We start from the raw sequence: 19,711 nt of genomic DNA on the forward strand, positions 1-19,711 counted from the left end.
AACGCCCTCGAGCCGGTGCGTTCCGAGCGACGCGTGGTCAGCTCAGTTCGCGCCGTCGTCGTCACCGGTGGCGTCGTCGTCGCCGGCCGCTGCCGCCGGAATGTCGTCGACCGCAGCGACCGCGTCCCCAGCTTCGACGTCCATCACGATCACACCCATCGTATTCCGACCGACGGTCGAGATCTCGTCGACGCGGGTCCGGACGATCTGCCCGCGTTCGCTCATCATCACGAGCTGATCGTCGTCGGCGACCGCCTTGACGGCCGTCACGGGGCCGTTACGATCACCGGTCTTGATGTCGATCAGCCCCTTGCCGTACCGTGACTGGGTGCGATACTCGGAGAGAAGCGTCCGCTTGCCGTACCCGTTCTCCGTGACCGTCAGCAGCGCCTGCTCGTCGCCCTCGTCGGTCGCGACCAGCCCGGCTACGGCGTCGCCCTCCTGCAGTTTGATACCGTTGACCCCACGGGCGTTGCGCCCCATCGCGCGGACTTCGTCCTCGTCGAAACGAATCGTCATGCCGCCCTCGGTCGCGATGACGAGGTCCTGCGAGCCGTCGGTGACCTCGACGTCGACGAGCTCGTCGCCCTCCTCGAGGTCGGCGGCGATGATCCCCGTCGAGAGGATGTTGTCGAACTCCTCGCCGGCGGTGCGCTTGACGTAGCCGTTCCGCGTGGCCATCGTCACGAACTCGTCGTCGCCGAAGGCGTCGGTGTCGACGATGGCGGTGATGTCCTCGCCGGGATCGAGGTCGAGGATGTTCACCGCCGATTTGCCCCGGGCGGTCCGTCCCATCTCGGGGATTTCGTAGGTCTTGAGCCGGTATACCTCCCCCTGATTCGTAAAGCAGAGCAGGTAGTCGTGGGTGTTCGCCCGGAAGACCGTCGAGACGCGGTCGTCCTCCTTGACGTCCGCGCCGATGATCCCTTTGCCGCCGCGACCCTGGGGGTCGAACCCGTCGATCGGCATCCGCTTGACGTAGTCGTCCTCCGTCATGACGACGAACACCTCCTCTTCGGGGATGAGGTCCTCGTGGGTGACGGTCCCCTGATCCTCGACGATCGAGGTCCGGCGGTCGTCGGCGTACTCGTCTCTGATCTCGCGGAGTTCGTCTTTGATGACCGCGAACAGCTCCGACTCGCTCTCGAGGATGGCGGTCAGGCGTTCGATCTCGGCCTGGACGTCCTCGTACTCGTCTTCGATCTCGGCAGCCTCCATCGAGGTCAGGCTCCCGAGTTGCATCCGGACGATGTGGTCGGCCTGATCCTCGGAGAAGTCGTAGGCCTCCCGGAGCGCCGCTTTGGCCGCCGACCGGTCCTCGCTGTTCCGGATCAGATCGACGACGTCCTCGGCGTTCTCGACGGCCGTCAGCCGACCCTCGAGGATGTGGGCGCGGTCCTCGGCCTCGGCCAGGTCGTACTCGCTGCGCCGCCGGACGACCTCGCGGCGGTGGGCGATATACTCCTCGAGCGTCTCCTTGAGCGAGAGCACCCGCGGCTGGCCGTCGACCAGCGCGAGGTTGATGACGCCGAAGGTCCGCTCGAGGTGGTTCTCGAGCAGTTTGTTCTTGACGACGTCGGCGTTCGCGCCGCGTTTGAGTTCGATGACGATGCGGACGCCGTCGCGGTCGGACTCGTCGCGCAGGTCGGAGACACCCTCGATCTCGCCCTCGTTGACGTCCTCGGCGATGCGCTCGACGAGGCGAGCCTTGTTGGCCTGGAAGGGGAGTTCGGTGACGACGATGCGTTCGCGGTTGGACTGCCACTCCTCGAGCTCGAACTCGGCGCGGACGCGGATGCGACCGCGGCCGGTCTTGTACGCCGAGTAGATAGCGTCCCGGCCGACGATGTTCGCGCCCGTCGGGAAGTCCGGCCCCTTGACGTGCTCCATCAGGTCGTCGACGGTCGCGTCGGGGTTGTCGATCAGTTCGATCGTCGCGTCGATGACCTCGCCTAAATTGTGGGGCGGGATGTTCGTCGACATCCCGACCGCGATCCCCGAGGAGCCGTTCACGAGGAGGTTCGGGAACGCCGCCGGCAGCACGTCGGGTTCCTGCAGGCGGTCGTCGTAGTTCGGCGAGAAGTCGACCGTGTCCTTGTCGATGTCCTCGAGGAGTTCCTCGGCGACGGAGGCCATCCGCGCCTCGGTGTAGCGGGGCGCGGCGGCCGGGTCGCCGTCCATCGAGCCGAAGTTCCCCTGGCCGTCGACCAGCGGATAGCGCATCGAGAAGTCCTGGGACATCCGGACCATCGCGTCGTAGATCGGGCTGTCGCCGTGCGGGTGGTAGTCACCCATCGTTTCGCCGACGACCGACGAGGACTTCCGGTGGGAAGAGCCGCTCGTGACGCCCATCTCGTGCATCGCGTACAGGATGCGCCGGTGAACTGGTTTGAGGCCGTCCCGGACGTCGGGGAGGGCTCGTCCCGCGATGACGCTCATCGCGTAGTCGATGTAACTCTGCTCCATCTCGTCTTCGATACGGACGTTTTCGACCACTCTGGCCTCTACGTCCGTCGGATCGGGTACGTCTGAACTCATGTCTTCATTCGGTTTCGTGGTCTCGTTTAGTCGGTTCGTAAGCACTACATCCGTGAGAGCGTCCGCTCTGCGGACGCTCGAGCGGGCCGACGATCGACCCGGAGCGCGGCTTGCCGCGCGGAGGGGAGGGAGGAGTGCTTTTCATCGAAGTTTTGCCGAGGGCGCGCCGGAGGCGTGCCCGGAGCGCAAAAGTTCGTTAGATGTCGATCCACTCGGCCTCGGGGGCATGATCCTTGATGAACTGCTTGCGGGGCTCGACCGCGTCGCCCATCAGGACGGAGAACATCTTGTCCGCCGCGGCCGCGTCCTCGATCGTGATCTGTTTGAGGATGCGGTTGTCGGGGTTCATCGTCGTCTCCCAGAGCTGCTCGGGATTCATCTCGCCCAGCCCCTTGAACCGCTGGACCTGCGAGGGATTGCCGTTGCACTTCTCCTCGACGATCTCGTCGCGCTCGGCGTCGGTCATCGCGTCGTAGGTCTCGCCGCGATACCGGATGCGATACAGCGGCGGCTGGGTCGCGTAGACGTAGCCGCCCTCGAGTAGCGGCCGCATGTGCCGGTAGAAGAACGTGAGCAGCAGCGTCCGGATGTGCGCGCCGTCGACGTCGGCGTCCGTCGCCATGATGATCTTCTTGTAGCGGACGTCGTCGACGTCGAACTCGTCGCCGATCCCCGCGCCGATCGCGGTGATCATGTTTCGGATCTCGTCGTTCTCGAGGACCCGGTCGAGCCGGTGTTTCTCGACGTTGAGGATCTTCCCCTTGATGGGGAGCACGGCCTGGAACTCCGGATTCCGCGCCTGTTTCGCGCTGCCGCCCGCGGAGTCCCCCTCCGCGATGAAGAGTTCGGCCTGATCGGGGTCTTTGGTCTGGCAGTCGGCCAGTTTCCCCGGGAGCGAGGTGGACTCGAGGGCGGACTTCCGCCGGGTCAGCTCCTCGGCCTTCTGGGCGGCCATCCGCGCCTTGGCGGCCTCGACGGCTTTGTTGACGATCGCCTCCGCGGTGTCGGGGTGTTCCTCGAAGTAGGTGCCGAGCCCCTCGTGCATGGCGCTCTCGACGATGCCTCGGACCTCGCTGTTGCCGAGTTTCGTCTTCGTCTGCCCCTCGAACTGGGGATCGGGGTGTTTGATCGAGATGACCGCGGTCAGCCCCTCGCGGATGTCCTCGCCCGTGAGGTTGTTCTCGAGATCGGAGAGGAGGTCGTTCTCGTTGGCGTAGTCGTTGACCGTCCGGGTCAGCGCGGTCTTGAACCCGGTGAGGTGGGTGCCGCCCTCGCGAGTGTTGATGTTGTTCGCGAACGCGTGGATCGACCCCTGCAGCTCCTGGGTGGCCTGCAGCGCCACCTCGACCTGGATGTTCTGTTCCTCGTCCTCGAAGTAGATGACGTCGTCGTGCATCGCCGAGCGCGTCTCGTTGAGGTAGTCGACGAACTCGCGGATGCCGCCGTCGTACTCGTAGGTCTCGGTCACGAGGCCGTCCTCGTCAGCGGCGGACTCGCGCTCGTCGCGGAGCGTGATGCGAACGCCCGAGTTGAGGAACGCCAGTTCGCGGAGCCGGTTCGACAGCGTCGAGAACGAGAACTCGCCCGTCTCGAAGATGCCCGTATCGGGCCAGAACTGGATTCGGGTACCGGTTTCCTCGTCGGGCTCCATATCGCGAACGCGCTCCATGTCGCCGACGGGTTCGCCGCCCTCGAACGCGTGGCGGAAGACCGCACCGTCGCGCCTGACTTCGGCCTCGAGCCGCTCGGAGAGGGCGTTGACGACCGAGACGCCGACGCCGTGGAGGCCGCCGGAGACCTGGTAGGACTTGTTGTCGAACTTGCCCCCGGCGTGGAGGACGGTCAGAATGACCTCGAGTGCAGGGCGGTCGTACTCTTCGTGTGTGTCGACGGGGATCCCCCGGCCGTCGTCCGCGACGCTCACCGAGCCGTCCTCGTTGATGGAGACGGTGATGTCGTCGCAGTGGCCGGCCAGCGCCTCGTCGATCGAGTTGTCCACCACTTCGTAGACCAGATGGTGGAGTCCTCGAGAATCGGTAGAGCCGATGTACATCGCCGGTCGCTTTCGCACGGCCTCCAGGCCCTCGAGGACCTGGATTTGTCCGGCGCCGTACTCGCTTTCCTGGGACATGTAAAACCTGCTTTCGGATAGCGCCCCGGACCTAATAAAAGTCACGTGTACGCGCGCGAGCGCGAGCAGAAGACAACCAGAAATCGGGGGCGAATCGGCGGACCGATCGATGCGCGACCTAGACGACGTCGTCGAAGTCGTTGTGACCCTGGATGTCGACGCCCTCCTCCGTGACCTCGGCGAGGAACACGCCGTTCCCGGAGCCCGTGTCGCGCTCGACGGCGCTCTCGATCGCGCGGGCCGCCACCGATCGCGCGTCCTCGAGCGAGAGACCGTCCTCGTACTCGTTCTCGAGGAGGCCGTAGGCCAGTTGCATCCCGCTGCCGGTGACGGTGTAGTCGTCGGCCATGACGCCGCCGGCGGGATCGATGCTGTAGACGTGACTGCCCTCGGCGTCGACGCCGCCGAGGATGGGGTTGATCGCCCGGAACGGACCGCCGCGGGCGAAGTTTCCGGCGAGCGTCGCCAGCGCCTCGATGGGCATCGGCTCACCGCGCCGGGACTCGTAGAGGTTCACCTCCGCGCGCAGCGTTCGGATGAACGACTGTGCGCCGCCAACCGAGCCGACGAGGGTCAGCGCCCCCGTGGGATGGATCTGCTCGACCTTCTGGACGTTCTTGTTCGAGACGAACCGGCCGCCCAGGCTGGCCCGCATGTCCGTCGCGATAACGACGCCCTCGTCGGTCGTGATACCGATCGTGGTCGTCCCCGTGGAGTTGACGTTCTCCCCGTACTCGTCGCCGCGACTGCCGTCGGGGAGGGAACCCAGTTCGGGCTCGTACGGCGACGGCTCGCCGTCGTCCCCCGGCGTCGACGGTCGGTTCCAGTTACTCATCGGTCTCCTCCACGTCGATCTCCGCGAGGATCGACTCGAGGTGGTCGTCCGAGACGGACGCGAACGACTCGTCGTCGGTCGTGATCGTCGCGACGTCGACTTCCTCGGCCTCGACGACCTCGTCCTGGGGTTCGCTGAGGGCGCTCACGGCGAGTTCGATGCCGCCGTCGACGTCGAGGTCCTCGCGGTAGTGGTCCTCGAGGTAGCCCTGAATGGCGTCGCGGCTCCCGCCGATGGCGGCCGCCTTCCACTCGTAGTCCGTCCCGGACGGATCGGTCTCGAACAGCTTCGGCTCGCCGTCGTCGATCCCGCCGACGAGGAGGGCGACGCCGAACGGGCGCGCGCCGCCGGTCTGGGTGTACTCCTGGATGTGATCGGTGATCGATCGGGTCAGCGTCTCGACGCCGATATCTTGCCCGTACCGGAGCTGTTCGCCCTGCGCGCGGCGACGGGCGAGGTCGACGAGCTGGCGAGCGTCCGCGACGTGGCCGGCGCTCGCGACGCCGACGTGGTCGTCGGCCTTGTGGATCTTTTCGACGCTCGAGCGCTCCATGAGCGGCGAACTGACCTGTCGGTTGGCGGCGAGGACGACGCCGTCGGCCGTGCGGAGCCCGACGCTCGCCGTTCCGCGCTTGACGGCCTCGCGTGCGTACTCGACCTGATAGAGACGTCCGTCCGGGGAGAAAATCGTGATTCCCCGGTCGTAGGCCTGCTGTTGGGATTGTCCTTGCATTGGAATAGGTCTTCACCTCGGGTAAGGGATAGAAATATATAGGCCTTCTTCTGGGGGCAACTTCGTCTGCTCGGACACTCGTTCGTTCCGGACGGGCACAGCGACCGGGAACGTCGCCGACCGCACGCGCTCGAACGGTCGTCGGTGGTCAACCTCGGTATCGCCCCCTCGTCCGGGCGTCACTCCGGCCTCTCACCCGATTGCCGAATCGCAGTCGGGTACTCTCCGATTACTCGAGCCAGTTGTCTGAACTGTTGGCTGCTATCTCAAGCGTTCCACTGAAACAAATGCCGGTCCTTGCTTTGGTACAGAAGTACGTATCAGAGTACACAGGTGACGGCGGACCGGTACGATCACCGCGAAACCCGCAGCCGTCCGCGGGTTCGAACGGACCGGGACACCTGCGTTTTTCGGAACTCCACGACATATGGAAGAACACAGTACTGCGCTGGACGTCCCTGTCGAAAAGACGAAAGAAACGATTCATCAATACGGACTCGGCCTCCTCTTTGCGGCGAATATCTTTGGAGCCGGGTCCGTCTACATTCTGACCGAGGCGGGCGTCGGTTTCGGCTTCGGCCTGCTGTGGGTGTTGCCGCTGGCGCTCGGCGTCGGGCTGACGATGCACGAAATGTCGGCCCGACTGGCGGCGAGGAACGAACCGCTGATGGACTACATCAGGGGCGTGATCGGCCCGACGGCGGCGAAACCGTTCGCGCTCGGCATCGCGTTTATCATGCAGTTCTGGAGCGTCGCTAACTACGCGCTCGCCGGGGCTGCGCTGGTCTTTCTCACCCCGCTCTCGAACCTGTACGTCGGGATTGTCGTCATGGCTGCGCTCGGTATCTCGCTCGTCGAACTGCGGGTCTACAGCCGCATTGAGGGTGTCATCGCGACGCTCGTGCTGGCGATTTTCGCCTCGTATCTGGTCATCGTCGCGAACCTCCAGCCATCGCTCGGCGGGGTCGCCCTCGGGTTCGTCCCGACGATCTCCGCCGACCTCGACTACCTGACGATGATCATCGCTCTGCTGGGGACGACGGTCTACTACCCCAACTTCTTCATTCAGACGAGTATGCAACACGAGAAGGACTGGGACGCCGTCTCCCGGTACCGGAAAGACCACACCGTCGGGCTGGCCGCCGTGGTTGCCCTCAGCGCGACGGTCATCATCGCGGCGGCGATGGCCGTCCCCGACGGGACGCTCACGCTGACCGCACCCGCACAGCCGCTCATCGACATGATCGGCCCGTGGGTGCTCGGCGTGTTCGTCGTCGCCGTCGGCGCCGCGTCCTTCACGAGCGCGACCGGCACGCTGTTCGCGGCCGGCTTCATGGTCCCGCAGTCCTACGAGCTACAAACGCATTTCGGCGACATGCACTTCCGGCGGACCGTCCACTTCCTGATCGGACTATCGGTCCTCCTCGCGATCCCGATCCTCGCCTTCACCGAGTTTACCCCCGTCAGACTGGCGCTGCTGATGCCCGCGGTCAACGGCGTCGTCGGCCTCCCGATCACGGCGCTGGCGCTGTTCGGGGCGATCAAGCGGTACGCTGATCCGACCCGCGGCGAGCAAGCGGTCTTCCTCGCGGCCGTAGTCCTGATGTTCCTCACGTCGCTCGTGACGGCGGAATCGCTCGCTCGTTCCATCGTCGAACTGCTCTAGAACCGAACCGCCCGGGACCAGAAGAGTCAGGCATCTCGGGACGGAGACGTGGATAACGGCAGTCCGCTGGCCCGATGTTCGAACTCCCATTCCACCTCTCGTTGGTCCTGCTGCTCGTCTCGATCGCGTTCTTCTCGGGGATCGGCATCACGACCATCGGCCCCGGCGGGATCTTCGTGACGATCGCGCTCTACTCGCTGACACCGCTGGCCTCGAGTCAGGTCGCCGGCACCGCCCACGCGACGTTCGTGGTCACCGGGCTCGTCGGCAGCGCCGCGTACCTCTACTCCGGCGAGATGAACAGCGGCGAGAGCCGCGCGATCGCGATCGTCCTCAGCGGCGCGAGCGTTCTCGGCGCGCTCGTCGGCGCGTACGTGAACGCCTTCGTTCCGCGCACCGTCTTCGGGGTCCTGCTCGGCGGCGTCGCGATGGCCGTCGGCGGGATCATCCTCTACCGCGAACGCCGCGGGTTCAGCCCGCTCTACGAACTCGAGCCGCTGTCCCGGTCCGGACGACTCGTGTTGGCGGGGCTCGGGTTCGTCCTCGGCGTCTGCAGCGGCCTGCTGGGGATCGGCGGCCCCGTCCTGGCCGTCCCCGCGCTGGTACTCGTCGGCGTCCCCATGCTGCTCGCCGTCGCCGTCGCGCAGGTCCAGTCGATCTTCATCGCGACGTTCGCGGCGTCGGGCTACTTCCTGCAGGGGAACGTCGTGGTTCCGCTCGCGGTCGTCATCGGGACGCCGCTGTTGCTCGGCGTCGTCGTCGGCTGGCGGATCGCCCACGTCATCGATCCCGAGAAGCTGAAAGTCACGCTGGGGGTCGTGCTGCTGGGCGTCGGTCCGTATCTCGCCCTCTGAGAGTCGAGCGGCGACCGACCGGTCGCGGCGCATGGTCCGGCCGCCGGAACCAGACTGAAGGGACCGCGCGATGACGTCACGTGCAATGGCACCGCGGATCCTCGTCCCCTTCGACGACTCCGACCCTGCCGACGACGCCCTCGAGCACGCGTTCGAACTGTTTCCCGACGGCGAGTTCGTCGTCCTGACCGTCGTCGACACCGCCTCGCTGCCGTTCATCCCGAACACCGCGGACGAGGCCGACCGACCGGCGGAAACGGAGGAACTACTCGCCGACGCCGCCGAACGGTTGGGGCGAGCGGAGTCCATCGCCGACGACCGCGGCGTCGCGATCGAGACGCAGGCGAGAATCGGCACGCCGGCCCAGGAGGTCCTCGAGTACGCCGAACGCCGCCCCATCGACCACGTCGTCATCGGCAGTCACGGCCGATCGGGCGTCGCACGGATCCTGCTCGGCAGCGTCGCGGAGGTCGTCGTCAGACACTCGCCGGTGCCGGTCACGGTCGTTCGGTGACGGACCCGGTCGACGAAAACCGGTCTCTGCGCGTCGAGATCCTGCACACACGGGCAGCGGACTCTTCGGGACGTGGGTCGAAGCCCCGAAGGAGAGCGACGATGAGCGACTACGACGGCGCGGAAACGCGGTCGCTTCTCTCGACCGTCGTGAAAGTGGCATACTCCGGCCCAATCCACTTATCCCCCGTTCTGGTAAGGTGATTCGATGCTTCCGCTCGTCGCGATCGTGCTCGCTCTCGTCGTCGGCGTGATCGTTCTCGAGTCGGTATCGTATCGAGCGCTCGACCGGATTCCCTCCGTCGCCACCGAGGAGTTCCCCGAGATCGACCGGGAGCTACTGGGGAAGTTCAGCAGCTTCGATCCCGAACTGGGCTGGTGTCCGCAACCGAACCGCGAGAAACAGAAGGACACCGGCGACCACCTCCCCGGCGAGGAGGTCCGCAGCGTCGTGACGTACTCGACCGACGAGTACGCGAGCCGGGTCTGTCCCGCCAGAGACCGCGACGAGGACGCCGCCCTCACGGTCTCGACCTACGGCGACTCCTACTGCTTCTGCCGGGAGGTCGACAACGACGAGACGTTTCAGCACTACCTCGCGCAGGAACTCGATACCCACGTCGCCAACTACGGCGGCGGCAACTACGGCCTCGACCAGGCGCTCATGCGGCTCGAGCGCCAGTACCCCGACGACCCGACCGACCACGTCTTCATGGTCGTCACCGCCTCTTCGATCGCCCGCATCCTCAGCGTCTGGAAACACTACCAGGAGTTCGGCAACATCCTCGCGGTCAAACCCCGGTACGTCCTCGAGGACGGCGACCTCGAGCGTGTCGACAGTCCCGTCGACGAGAAGGAAGGCCTGCTCGACCTCGAGTCGAAGGCGGACTTCCTCCGGGAGCACGACTTCCACTACGACCACTGGTTCGAGCCGCACTTCGCGTCGCGACCGTACGCGACCGACTTCCTCGAGAAGAACGAACACGTCCGGTACGCGGCGTATACGGCCGGGAAGGAACTCGAACGCCGTCTCGGTCGGTCGGTCCCGGGAATCGACTTCGACCTGGCCCAGACGCAGTCGGCGCTGCGGCTGGAACGGCCCCGCGTGCGCTACCACGAGCGGCTGTTCGACACGCACGAGTTCCTCTTCGACGCGCTCATCGAGGAGTTCGTCGACTACGCGGACGAGCAGGGCTTCGAGCCGACGTTCGTGATGGTCCAGCAGCTCCGGTACGCGACGTACGAGTCCGAACACGGCCCGATCTACGGTGACCTGCTGGATCGGCTCGACGATCGGTACGACGACCTGACGACGATCGACATGGCGACCCACCTCTCGCCCGAGGACGGCGACGTCGAGTCGCTCTACGTCGAACGCGGGGAGGGCGGCCACTACAGCCCCGAGACCAACGCGGAGATCGCGGAGGTGCTGGCCGAGGTCGTCGCGGAGCGGGCAATCGCGGAATGAATCCGCTCTACCTCGCCGTCGGAGTCGTCGTTCTCGTCGCCGCGATCGTGGATATCATCTGGACGACCCTCTGGGTCGACGGTGGGTCCGGTCCCCTCTCGGGCCGCCTCACGACCGCCGTCTGGTGGGGGCTTCGTGCCCTGTCTCGAGATCACAACAGAGCGCTCAGTCTCGCCGGACCGTTCATTCTCTCCCTCACGCTCGCGATGTGGATCAGCCTCATCTGGGTCGGCTGGACGTTCGTCTTCGCCAGCCATCCACACGCCCTCGTCAGTACGCGAACCGGAGCCGTCGCCGACTGGTCGGGCCGATTCTACTACGTCGCGTACACCATGTTCACCGACGGCAACGGTGACTACACGCCGCTCGGCGACGTCTGGGAACTCGCCAGCGCGTTCACGACGGCCACCGGGATGGCCTTCGTCACCCTCGGCGTCTCCTACGTCCTCACCGTTCTCGGGGCCGTCTCCGATAAGCGCTCCTTTGCCAGTTCCGTCACGGGACTGGGCCACCGGAGCGAAGCGCTCGTCCGGACGGCCTGGACGGGAGACGACTTTCAGGGGCTCGAACTGACCCTCGAGACGCTCGCATCGGAGCTGAGTCTGCTGGCCGAACAGCACAAGTCCTACCCGATTCTGCACTACTACCACAGCGAACAGGACGACCGCGCCTCGGCCGTGGCCGTCCCCATCTTCGACGAATCGCTCATGCTCTTTCGACACGCCGTTCCGGACGAGCACAGCCTCGACCCCGCGACCATCGAGAACGGCCGCTCGAGCGCGGCGAGCTACCTCGAGACGCTCGACACGGCGTTCATCGACCCCGCGCCGGCGGTCCCGCGCCCGCCGGATCTCGAACGCCTCCGCGAGGACGACATTCCGACCGTCTCGGACGAGGAGTTCGCGGCCGCCCTCGAAGACCAGACCGAACGCCGGCAGCAACTGCTCGCGATAGTCGAAGCCGACGCGTGGGAGTGGCCGCCCGTCGACGAGTGAGCCGGCCGTTCGCCGCGCCCGGGCAGCTTTCGATCACGTCTCGAGCGTCTGCAGCTCGGTTCCCGAAGAAACGTGGAACGGTATTCATTGCGCTCCGGGCCGTCCACTCCCCATGGAGGAGTACGACGTTCTCGTCATCGGCAGCGGATCGGGCCTCGACGTGGCGAACGCGGCGGCGAATCAGGGATGGTCGGTCGCGGTCGTCGAGAAGGGACGACTCGGCGGCACCTGCCTCAACCGCGGGTGTATCCCCTCGAAGATGCTGCTGTACCACGCGACGGTCATGGAGACGATCGAGCGCGCGGACGAGTTCAAGATCGATGCGACGGTGAACGACGTCGATTTCGCCGATATCGTCCGGGAGGTCACCGAGGAGGTCCACGGCAGTTCGGACTCGATCCGGCGCGGTCTCGGCTCCTCCGACCGCCACGACCTGTACGAGGCGGAGGGCCGGTTCGTCGACGAGCGAACGCTCGAGCTCGCCGGCGGCGACCACGACGGCGAGCGCCTCGCCGCGGAGACCGTGCTGGTCGCGGCGGGCACGCGCCCCGCGATTCCACCGATCGACGGCATCGACACCGTCGACTACCTCACCAGCAGGGAGGCCCTCCAGTTGGAGCGCCCGCCGGACCATCTCGTGATCGTCGGCGGGGGCTACATCGCCGCCGAACTCGGGCAGTTCTTCGGGACGTTCGGCAGCGACGTGTCGATCGTCGGCCGCCGGCCGAACCTGCTCCCCGACGCCGACGAGGAGGCGGCCGCCGAGTTCACCGAGCGCTACGCCGATCGGTTCGACGTGTACACCGGCTACGAGGCCACGGCGGCCATGCAGTCCGCGGGGTCGATCACCGTCGAGGCCCGGCCCTTCCCCGACCCGGAAGGCGACGCGGCGAGCGAGGCCGACCCCGTCTCCGTCACCGGCGACGAACTGCTCGTCGCGGCCGGCCGGGTCCCCAACACCGATACGCTGAACGTCGAGGCAGCCGGCATCGAGACCGACACGGCCGGGTTCGTCGAGACCGACGAGTACCTGCGGACGACCGCCGAGGGCGTCTGGGCGCTCGGCGACATCGTCGGCGAGTACCTGCTGAAACACAACGCGAACCACGAGGCGCGGGCCGTTGTGCGGAACCTGTTCGGCGACGACCTCGAGCCGGTCGACTACTCCGCGATGCCCTTCGCGGTGTTCGCCTCGCCGGAAGTCGCCGGCGTCGGACTGACCGAACAGGAACTGCGCGCGGCCGACCGGGAGTACGCGAAACGCACCTACCGGTACGAGGAGACTGCCCGCGGGAGCGCGATGAAGGCCGAGGGGTTCGTCAAGCCGCTCATCGACCTCGAGGGCGAGATCCTCGGCTGTCACATCGTCGGACCGGAGGCCTCGGACCTGATTCAGGAGGTCGTCGTCGCGATGACCGCCGGCTCCGGGACGGTTCGGGACATTCGAGAGTCGGTTCACATCCACCCCGCGCTCTCCGAGGTCGTTCAGCGCGCGTTCTCCGGACAGTTCACGCGCGGTGGCGGTCACGCGCACGGACATGGCCACGATCACCACGATCACTGAGAGCGGGTCCGGAGGCCGATCCGACCGCAGCCCGTCCGTTCGAACCGTTCGAGTCATCGAAATCCCGTCGCCGGCGACGGGTTCGTGTACGCCGCACACGACCGCACTCCCCTTTTGTGACCCCGTGTCCGAGTTGCGCCCGTAATGACGAACGCAGCGATCATCATTCTGGCAGGGACCGAATCACACAGCGACCTCGGCCGTCTCGTCAACGGTCTCGAGGCAGCCAGGGAGTTCGCGGAGCACCCCGACGACGACCTCGAACTCATCTTCGACGGCGCCGGGACGCAGTGGATTCCCGAACTCGAGGACGAGGACCACGACTACCACGAACTCTATCGGTCCGTCAGCGACGAGGCGGCCGCCTGCGACTACTGCGCGGGCGCGTTCGGGGTCGACGACGCCATCGGCGACACCGACGTCGTCACCGTCGACGACAACGACGGCCACCCGAGCGTCCGCTCGCTGGTCGACGACGGCTACGACGTCATCACGTTCTGAGCCGGTCGTTCCGGCCCGAAATCGGGCCGTCTCGAGCGTCGCACCGGGACGAAACTCGTCGTCGATTCACTTTCACTCCGGTAGCACACACCTTTTAGCCTCCCCGTTAGTAAGGGAAGACGATGACGTCGTTCCAGTCGACACTCGGTGACGAGCCGGGGATCGCCGAGGAGCTGGCAGAGAGCCAGCAGTCGATCTCCATCGCCGAGTTCTTCGAGAAGAACAAGCACATGCTCGGCTTCGACAGCGGCGCTCGAGGCCTCGTCACGGCCGTCAAGGAGGCCGTCGACAACTCCCTCGACGCCGCCGAGGAGTCGGGGATTCTCCCGGATATTTACGTCGAGATTCAGGAAGCCGGCGACTACTACCGCCTGATCGTCGAGGACAACGGCCCGGGACTCACGAAAGAAACGCTCCCGAAGGTTTTCGGGAAACTCCTCTACGGCTCTCGTTTTCACGCACGCGAACAATCCCGCGGCCAGCAGGGGATCGGGATCTCCGCCGCCGTCCTCTACGCCCAGCTGACGAGCGGGAAACCGGCGAAGATCACCAGTCGAACCCAGGGTTCGAGCGAAGCGGAGTACTTCGAGCTGATCGTCGACACCGACGAGAACGAGCCCGAGATCAGCGTCGAGGAGACGACCACCTGGGATCGGCCCCACGGGACGCGCATCGTCCTCGAGATGGAAGCCAACATGCGCGCCCGCCAGCAGCTCCACGACTACATCAAGCACACGGCGGTCGTCAACCCCCACGCCCGCCTCGAGCTGCGCGAGCCACAGGAGCACTTCAAGTTCGAGCGCGCGACCGATCAGCTCCCCGAGGAGACCGAGGAGATCCGACCCCATCCCCACGGCGTCGAACTCGGCACCGTGATGAAGATGCTGACGGCGACGGACTCCCAGACCGTGTCGGGCTTTCTCCAGGAGGAGTTCACCCGCGTCGGGAAGAAGACCGCCGACTCCATCATCGACGCGTTCCGCGACCGCCACTACGGCCGCGAGATGCGCTGGCGGCCGCCGGCGAGCCACGAGGGGATCGACCTCCACGGCGCAGTCGCGGACGCGACGGCGAACAAGGGTGCCGAGGCGACGGCCGCGTTCGCCGAGGCGATCGCCGGGGCGGTCGCGGATGTCGACCGCATCGCCCACTACGAACTGCGCGAGGCGGTCGAATCCGCCGCCGAAGCGGTCGAGGACGACCACGGAACGACGTTCGGCGAGACGGTCCGCGAGAACGCCGTCGAGGCGGTCTGGCTCGAGCTGACCGACGCCGCCCAGCCCGATGCGGACGATGCCGACGCTGCGACGAGCGACGACGAGGCATCCGAGTTCGACGGCGGCTCGCGGCTGGTGGCGGACCTGTACGAGCTCGCGGACGACGCGACGAGCACCCGCAAGGACGACGAGACCATCACCGCGTTCGCGGACCGGCTCGCAGCCAAGTTCGAGGACGAGCGCGACCAGGAGAACCGCCGCCATCGGCTCACCTACAAGCGGCTTCGGGACCACGTCGACCGGGCCGCCGATCTCACCGAGGAGTACGACGACGTCTCCTTCGGTGAGACGGCCCGCGAGAACGTCACCGACGCCATCTGGGACGTGATGGCCACCGTTCCCGACGATCCACCGCTCGTTCGCGAACTGAACGGCGACCGCGACGCCACCAGCAATCTCGTCGACGCGATGCGCGCGACCGACATCATGGCCCCGCCGACGCGGTGTCTCGCGCCGATCTCCGAGGAGCTGATCACCGCCGGCCTCGAGAAGGAGTTCGACGCCGACTTCTTCGCGTCCGCGACGCGCGACGCCGGCGTCTCCGGCGGCGATCCGTTCATCGTCGAGGCCGGGATCGCCTACGGCGGCGAACTGCCGGCCGAGGGCACCGGTGAGGTCATGCGGTTCGCGAACCGCGTTCCGCTGGTCTACCAGCGCGGTGCCTGCGCGACGACCGACGTGGTCAAGTCGATCGGCTGGCGAAACTACGGCCTCGATCAGCCCGGCGGCTCCGGCCTCCCGAACGGGCCGGTCGTGATCATGGTCCACGTCGCCTCGACGAACGTTCCCTTCACCAGCGAGTCGAAAGACGCCATCGCGAACGTCCCCGAGATCGAAGACGAGATCGAACTCGCGATCCGGGAGGCGGCTCGAGAGCTCAAGAGCTACCTCAACAAGCGCCGGTCGATGCAACAACGCCGGAAGAAACAGAACGTCCTCGGGAAGATCCTCCCGGAGATGGCCACGAAGGTCGCCGAAGTGACCGGCCGCGACGAGCCCGACATCGACGACGCGATCGCCCGCATCATGAACAACGTGCTCGTCGAGCGCCGGGTCGAGGAGAACGGCGACGGCAAGGCCGTCTCCGTCGTCGTCGAGAACAACTCGAGTACCGCCGAGTCGCTGGAGGTGACCGACATCGTCTCGGCCGAGCCGACCGCCCTCTCGGACGGCGCGACCGTCGTCGAGATGGACGGCGAGTGGTTCGTCAAGTGGGAACCCGAGATCTCGAGCGACGACGAGGCGGCACTCGAGTACGAGGTACCGGACGACGCGACGTTCGATCTGGACGTCAAGGGCGTCGAGACGGAGAAACTCACGGTGTCATCATGAGCGTGCGACTGATGGCCCGGACCGAACGACGTGAACGCACGGTGAAACAATGAGCACGGACGACACCCAACAGGCACGAGAGCAGTTGATCGATCTCGCGGCGGAGTTCTACGACCAGTTCGAACTGGGCGAGATCCCGCACATGTCCGTGCCGACGCGGACGAAGAACAACATCGAGTACGACGAGGAGAAGGACGTCTGGGTCTACGGCGACCGCGAGTCGACCCGGTCGGCCAACTCCGTCCGCGGCGCGCGGAAGCTCCTGAAGGCGATCTACACGATCGAGTTCCTGTCGGACCAGCTCGAGGAGGACCGCTCCTCGACCCTGCGTGAACTCTACTACCTCTCGGAGAGCTGGGACAACGACGAGGCCCAGTTCAACGATCAGGACGAGTCGAACAGCATGGTCGAGGACCTCGAGATCGTCTCGGGGGTCACCCGCGAGGACTTTCACATGCGCCCGGAGGAATCGGGCGCGACGATCATGGGACCGCTCCACCTCCGCGAGCAGACCCGTCGCGGCGAGCGCGAGATCCACTGTCAGGAGGACGTCGGCGAGGGCGGCTACCAGATTCCGAACAATCCGGACACGATCGACTTCCTCGACTGCGACGCCGACTTCATCCTGGCGGTGGAGACCGGCGGGATGCGCGACCGGCTCGTCGAGAACGGATTCGACGAGGAGTACAACGCCCTGATCGTCCACCTCAAGGGCCAGCCCGCCCGGGCGACCCGCCGGATCACCAAGCGGCTCCACGACGAACTCGACCTGCCGGTCACGGTGTTTACGGACGGTGACCCGTGGTCGTACCGCATCTACGGCTCCGTCGCCTACGGCTCGATCAAGTCCGCACACCTCTCCGAGTACCTCGCGACCCCCGAGGCGGACTTTATCGGCATCCAGCCCGCCGACATCGTCGAGTACGAACTGCCGACCGACCCGCTCTCGGACTCGGACATCAACGCCCTCGAGAGCGAGCTGGACGACCCCCGCTTCCAGACCGACTACTGGGAGGAACAGATCGAGCTCCAGCTGGATCTCGGGAAGAAGTCCGAACAGCAGTCACTGGCGTCTCACGGCCTGGACTTCGTGACGGACACCTATCTGCCGGAGCGGCTCGACGAGATGGGCGTGCTTTGAACGCCCCACTACCGAGGAGGCGATAGCGAACGCGTAGTGAGCGTCATGAGTGCCGACGAATCCCCACTGACGACTTCTATCGTCCGAATCGGTATCACCGGCCGGATCGACGACGGCCCCTGTGACTGCAGGTACAATCGGTTCCCGTCTTCGGGGACTACCGTCGTCCAGACTGGTGATATGGCCGACGAAAACGACAGCGAACGGCCGTTGCACAGCGACCCCGACGAGGGGGCGATCGACGAGCCGACGACCTCGAGCGCCCAGGAGGCGGACGAAACCGCGTGGATGATGAAAGAGGGCATCACGATCGGTCTCATCGCGATCGGTGCCATGGTCCTGCTCGGACTCGGTCTCCTCCAGGGGACGGGTCTCGTCGACGTGTTCGCGCCGATCGCGGACAGCAACGTCGGGCAGTGGGCCGCGTTCGGCGTCCTGGTTCTCGTCGCCCTCGCGGCGTTCGCCTGGTCGCGACGGGGCGTCTGAGTCCGGTTCGTCCCGGTTTCCCGCCGGCCGCTGGCTCCCCGTCGGCTCACGACTCGAGGTCGGCGGTTCCGTCGCGCGGGCCTCGACCTCGAGTCCGAGGTCGTCGCGCGGGCGAGGACGGCTCAGAACGGTTCAGCAATACGGCGATCGGTGCGGTTTACCCGTCGAGGACGACCGGAACCCCGCGTCTCGCAACGTCGACGACGAACGCCGCCTCGTCGGTTTCGATCGCGTCGAACGTATCGTAGTGGACCGGCAACACGAGGTCGGGCCCGATCGCGTCGGCCAGCGACGCGGCCTCGCGGCGATCCATAGTGACCGTCCCGCCGATCGGTGGGAGGAAGAGATCGACGTCCAGCTCCCGGTGAAACGGATGCGCGTCGGTGTCGCCCGGCCAGAACGCCGTGATGCCGTCGATAGTGACGCCGAACCCACAGCCCGCTCCCTCGGGATGGAAGGGCGTTCCGCCCCCGTCCGTGTGGGGGCCGTCGGGGTCGTTGTACGCTGGCGTCGTGAACAGATCGAGCGGGCCGAGGACGAACGATTCGTCCGCGCGGACGCGCTCGACCTCGAACGGCAGGCTCTCCGGTCGCTCGTCGATGCCATCGGTTCCGTCGATCTCGCCCGCGTCGATCGACTCGTGGACGACGACCAGCGCGTCCTCGCGGGCGACCCGTCTGATCGAGTCCGGATCGTAGTGATGGCCGTGACTGACGAGAATCAGATCCCCGTCTCGAGGCTCGTCGCCGTCCAGCACGCCGTACCGCTCCGGGCCGGGGTCCGTGTAGACGACCGCACCGGTCTGCCCCTCGATTCGGACGGTCGCGAGGCCGACCCAGTCGACGGTCACCGCGTCGAATCGGACGGTCATGTCTGTCCCGTTCCACGAGCGGGGGCGAAAAACGTTCGACTCGTCGCGGTTCGAAGCCGCCGGCTCAGGGAATCCGGACCGAGTGTTCGAGCGTGCCGACGCCCTCGACTTCGATCTCGACCTCGTCGCCGTCGGAGAGGGGACCGACGCCCTCGGGCGTCCCGGTCGCGATCACGTCGCCGGGCTCGAGCGTGAGATAGGTGGTGATCTCGGCGATGAGTTCGGGGATCGAGAAGATCAGTTGCTCGCGGGAGCCGTCCTGTTTGCGTTCGCCGTTGACTCGAGATCGAACGGCCGCGTCGGCGGGGAGTTCGTCGGGGGTCGCGAGGACGGGCCCGATGGGAGCGGCCCCGTCGAAGGCTTTCCCGCGTATCCAGTTCTGTTCCTGGCGCTGGTCGTCGCGGTTCGAGATGTCGTTCACGCAGGTGAACCCCTCGACGACGTCCATCGCGTCAGCTTCGGGAACGTGACGGCACTGCTCGCCGATGACGACGCCGAGTTCCGCTTCGTAGTCGATGCGGTCCTTACCCGCGGGCGGGGTAACGGTGTCGCCGTGGCCCGCGACCGCGTTCGGCGGCTTCAGGAAGAGCAACGGGCGGTCGGGGAGATCCGACCCCATCTCGTCGGCGTGATCGGCGTAGTTGCGCCCGATACAGACGACCTTCGAGGGGTCGGACGGCGGCAGCACGTCGATCTCGTCGCTATCGAGCGCGTAGCTTTCGTTCGCGAAGCGAACGGTTCCGTTCTCGTATTCGCCACGGCGGACTGCACCGGCCGGATCGCGGAAGCGGACGTATTTCACGCTC

16 protein-coding genes are annotated in these 19,711 nt (G+C 66.3%); 10 read left to right on the top strand and 6 right to left on the bottom strand.

The features are described 5' to 3' along the window. Nucleotides 1–42 precede the first annotated feature (42 nt). From gyrA to psmA, 4 genes are all read right to left on the bottom strand, one after another. Nucleotides 43–2,538 carry a DNA gyrase subunit A gene (gene gyrA / locus BMX07_RS02335; RefSeq protein ID WP_090613103.1) on the bottom strand — a complete coding sequence of 832 codons (2,496 nt, stop codon included), beginning with the start codon at nucleotides 2,536–2,538 and terminating at the stop codon, nucleotides 43–45. A 196-nt stretch (nucleotides 2,539–2,734) separates the two neighbouring features. Next, complete coding sequence (gene gyrB / locus BMX07_RS02340) at nucleotides 2,735–4,669, bottom strand: DNA topoisomerase (ATP-hydrolyzing) subunit B (RefSeq protein WP_090613107.1); 1,935 nt, start codon at nucleotides 4,667–4,669, stop codon at nucleotides 2,735–2,737. A gap of 118 nt (nucleotides 4,670–4,787) precedes the next feature. After that, nucleotides 4,788–5,504, bottom strand: a complete 717-nt coding sequence (psmB, locus tag BMX07_RS02345) for an archaeal proteasome endopeptidase complex subunit beta (RefSeq protein WP_090613111.1) — start codon at nucleotides 5,502–5,504, stop codon at nucleotides 4,788–4,790. Then, the gene (gene psmA / locus BMX07_RS02350; protein WP_090613114.1) at nucleotides 5,497–6,237 is read right to left on the bottom strand and encodes an archaeal proteasome endopeptidase complex subunit alpha; all 741 of its coding nucleotides are present in this window, start codon (nucleotides 6,235–6,237) and stop codon (nucleotides 5,497–5,499) included. Before psmA ends, psmB begins: the two co-directional genes overlap by 8 nt. A 427-nt stretch (nucleotides 6,238–6,664) precedes the next feature. On the opposite strand from psmA, the gene BMX07_RS02355 reads away from it, so the two are divergent. The 10 genes from BMX07_RS02355 (at nucleotide 6,665) to BMX07_RS02400 (ending at nucleotide 18,034) form a co-directional block, all read left to right on the top strand. After that, the gene (locus BMX07_RS02355; protein WP_090613118.1) at nucleotides 6,665–7,903 is read left to right on the top strand and encodes an NRAMP family divalent metal transporter; all 1,239 of its coding nucleotides are present in this window, start codon (nucleotides 6,665–6,667) and stop codon (nucleotides 7,901–7,903) included. 74 nt (nucleotides 7,904–7,977) lie between these two features. Beyond that, the gene (locus tag BMX07_RS02360) at nucleotides 7,978–8,757 is read left to right on the top strand and encodes a sulfite exporter TauE/SafE family protein (protein WP_090613122.1); all 780 of its coding nucleotides are present in this window, start codon (nucleotides 7,978–7,980) and stop codon (nucleotides 8,755–8,757) included. 85 nt (nucleotides 8,758–8,842) lie between these two features. Further along, nucleotides 8,843–9,271 (top strand): universal stress protein, encoded by a 429-nt coding sequence (locus BMX07_RS02365; RefSeq protein WP_090613125.1) that lies wholly within the window; start codon nucleotides 8,843–8,845, stop codon nucleotides 9,269–9,271. A gap of 207 nt (nucleotides 9,272–9,478) precedes the next feature. Beyond that, on the top strand, nucleotides 9,479–10,738 hold the full coding sequence (locus BMX07_RS02370; RefSeq protein ID WP_090613128.1) for a hypothetical protein: 1,260 nt from the start codon (nucleotides 9,479–9,481) through the stop codon (nucleotides 10,736–10,738). Next, on the top strand, nucleotides 10,735–11,733 hold the full coding sequence (locus BMX07_RS02375) for a potassium channel family protein (RefSeq protein WP_090613132.1): 999 nt from the start codon (nucleotides 10,735–10,737) through the stop codon (nucleotides 11,731–11,733). Before BMX07_RS02370 ends, BMX07_RS02375 begins: the two co-directional genes overlap by 4 nt. Before the next feature lie 112 nt (nucleotides 11,734–11,845). Beyond that, nucleotides 11,846–13,297: a dihydrolipoyl dehydrogenase gene (locus BMX07_RS02380; protein WP_090613135.1), complete on the top strand. Its 1,452-nt coding sequence runs from the start codon at nucleotides 11,846–11,848 to the stop codon at nucleotides 13,295–13,297. 144 nt (nucleotides 13,298–13,441) lie between these two features. Beyond that, on the top strand, nucleotides 13,442–13,798 hold the full coding sequence (locus BMX07_RS02385) for a DsrE family protein (RefSeq protein ID WP_090613138.1): 357 nt from the start codon (nucleotides 13,442–13,444) through the stop codon (nucleotides 13,796–13,798). A gap of 122 nt (nucleotides 13,799–13,920) precedes the next feature. Next, nucleotides 13,921–16,407, top strand: coding sequence for a DNA topoisomerase VI subunit B (locus BMX07_RS02390; protein WP_090613142.1), 2,487 nt, complete (start codon nucleotides 13,921–13,923; stop codon nucleotides 16,405–16,407). A gap of 49 nt (nucleotides 16,408–16,456) precedes the next feature. Continuing rightward, nucleotides 16,457–17,548: a DNA topoisomerase IV subunit A gene (locus tag BMX07_RS02395; RefSeq protein WP_090613149.1), complete on the top strand. Its 1,092-nt coding sequence runs from the start codon at nucleotides 16,457–16,459 to the stop codon at nucleotides 17,546–17,548. A gap of 180 nt (nucleotides 17,549–17,728) precedes the next feature. After that, on the top strand, nucleotides 17,729–18,034 hold the full coding sequence (locus BMX07_RS02400; RefSeq protein WP_090614797.1) for a hypothetical protein: 306 nt from the start codon (nucleotides 17,729–17,731) through the stop codon (nucleotides 18,032–18,034). 157 nt (nucleotides 18,035–18,191) lie between these two features. On the opposite strand, the gene BMX07_RS02405 is transcribed toward BMX07_RS02400, so the two are convergent. Together BMX07_RS02405 and BMX07_RS02410 are read right to left on the bottom strand one after the other, a co-directional pair. Continuing rightward, the gene (locus tag BMX07_RS02405) at nucleotides 18,192–18,905 is read right to left on the bottom strand and encodes an MBL fold metallo-hydrolase (RefSeq protein WP_090613153.1); all 714 of its coding nucleotides are present in this window, start codon (nucleotides 18,903–18,905) and stop codon (nucleotides 18,192–18,194) included. Between the two features lie 64 nt (nucleotides 18,906–18,969). Further along, nucleotides 18,970–19,707 (bottom strand): fumarylacetoacetate hydrolase family protein, encoded by a 738-nt coding sequence (locus BMX07_RS02410; RefSeq protein ID WP_090613157.1) that lies wholly within the window; start codon nucleotides 19,705–19,707, stop codon nucleotides 18,970–18,972. Between the last annotated feature and the right edge of the window lie 4 nt (nucleotides 19,708–19,711).

Origin of the sequence: Natrinema salaciae (genome assembly GCF_900110865.1) — an archaeon.
Lineage (GTDB): Archaea > Halobacteriota > Halobacteria > Halobacteriales > Natrialbaceae > Natrinema > Natrinema salaciae.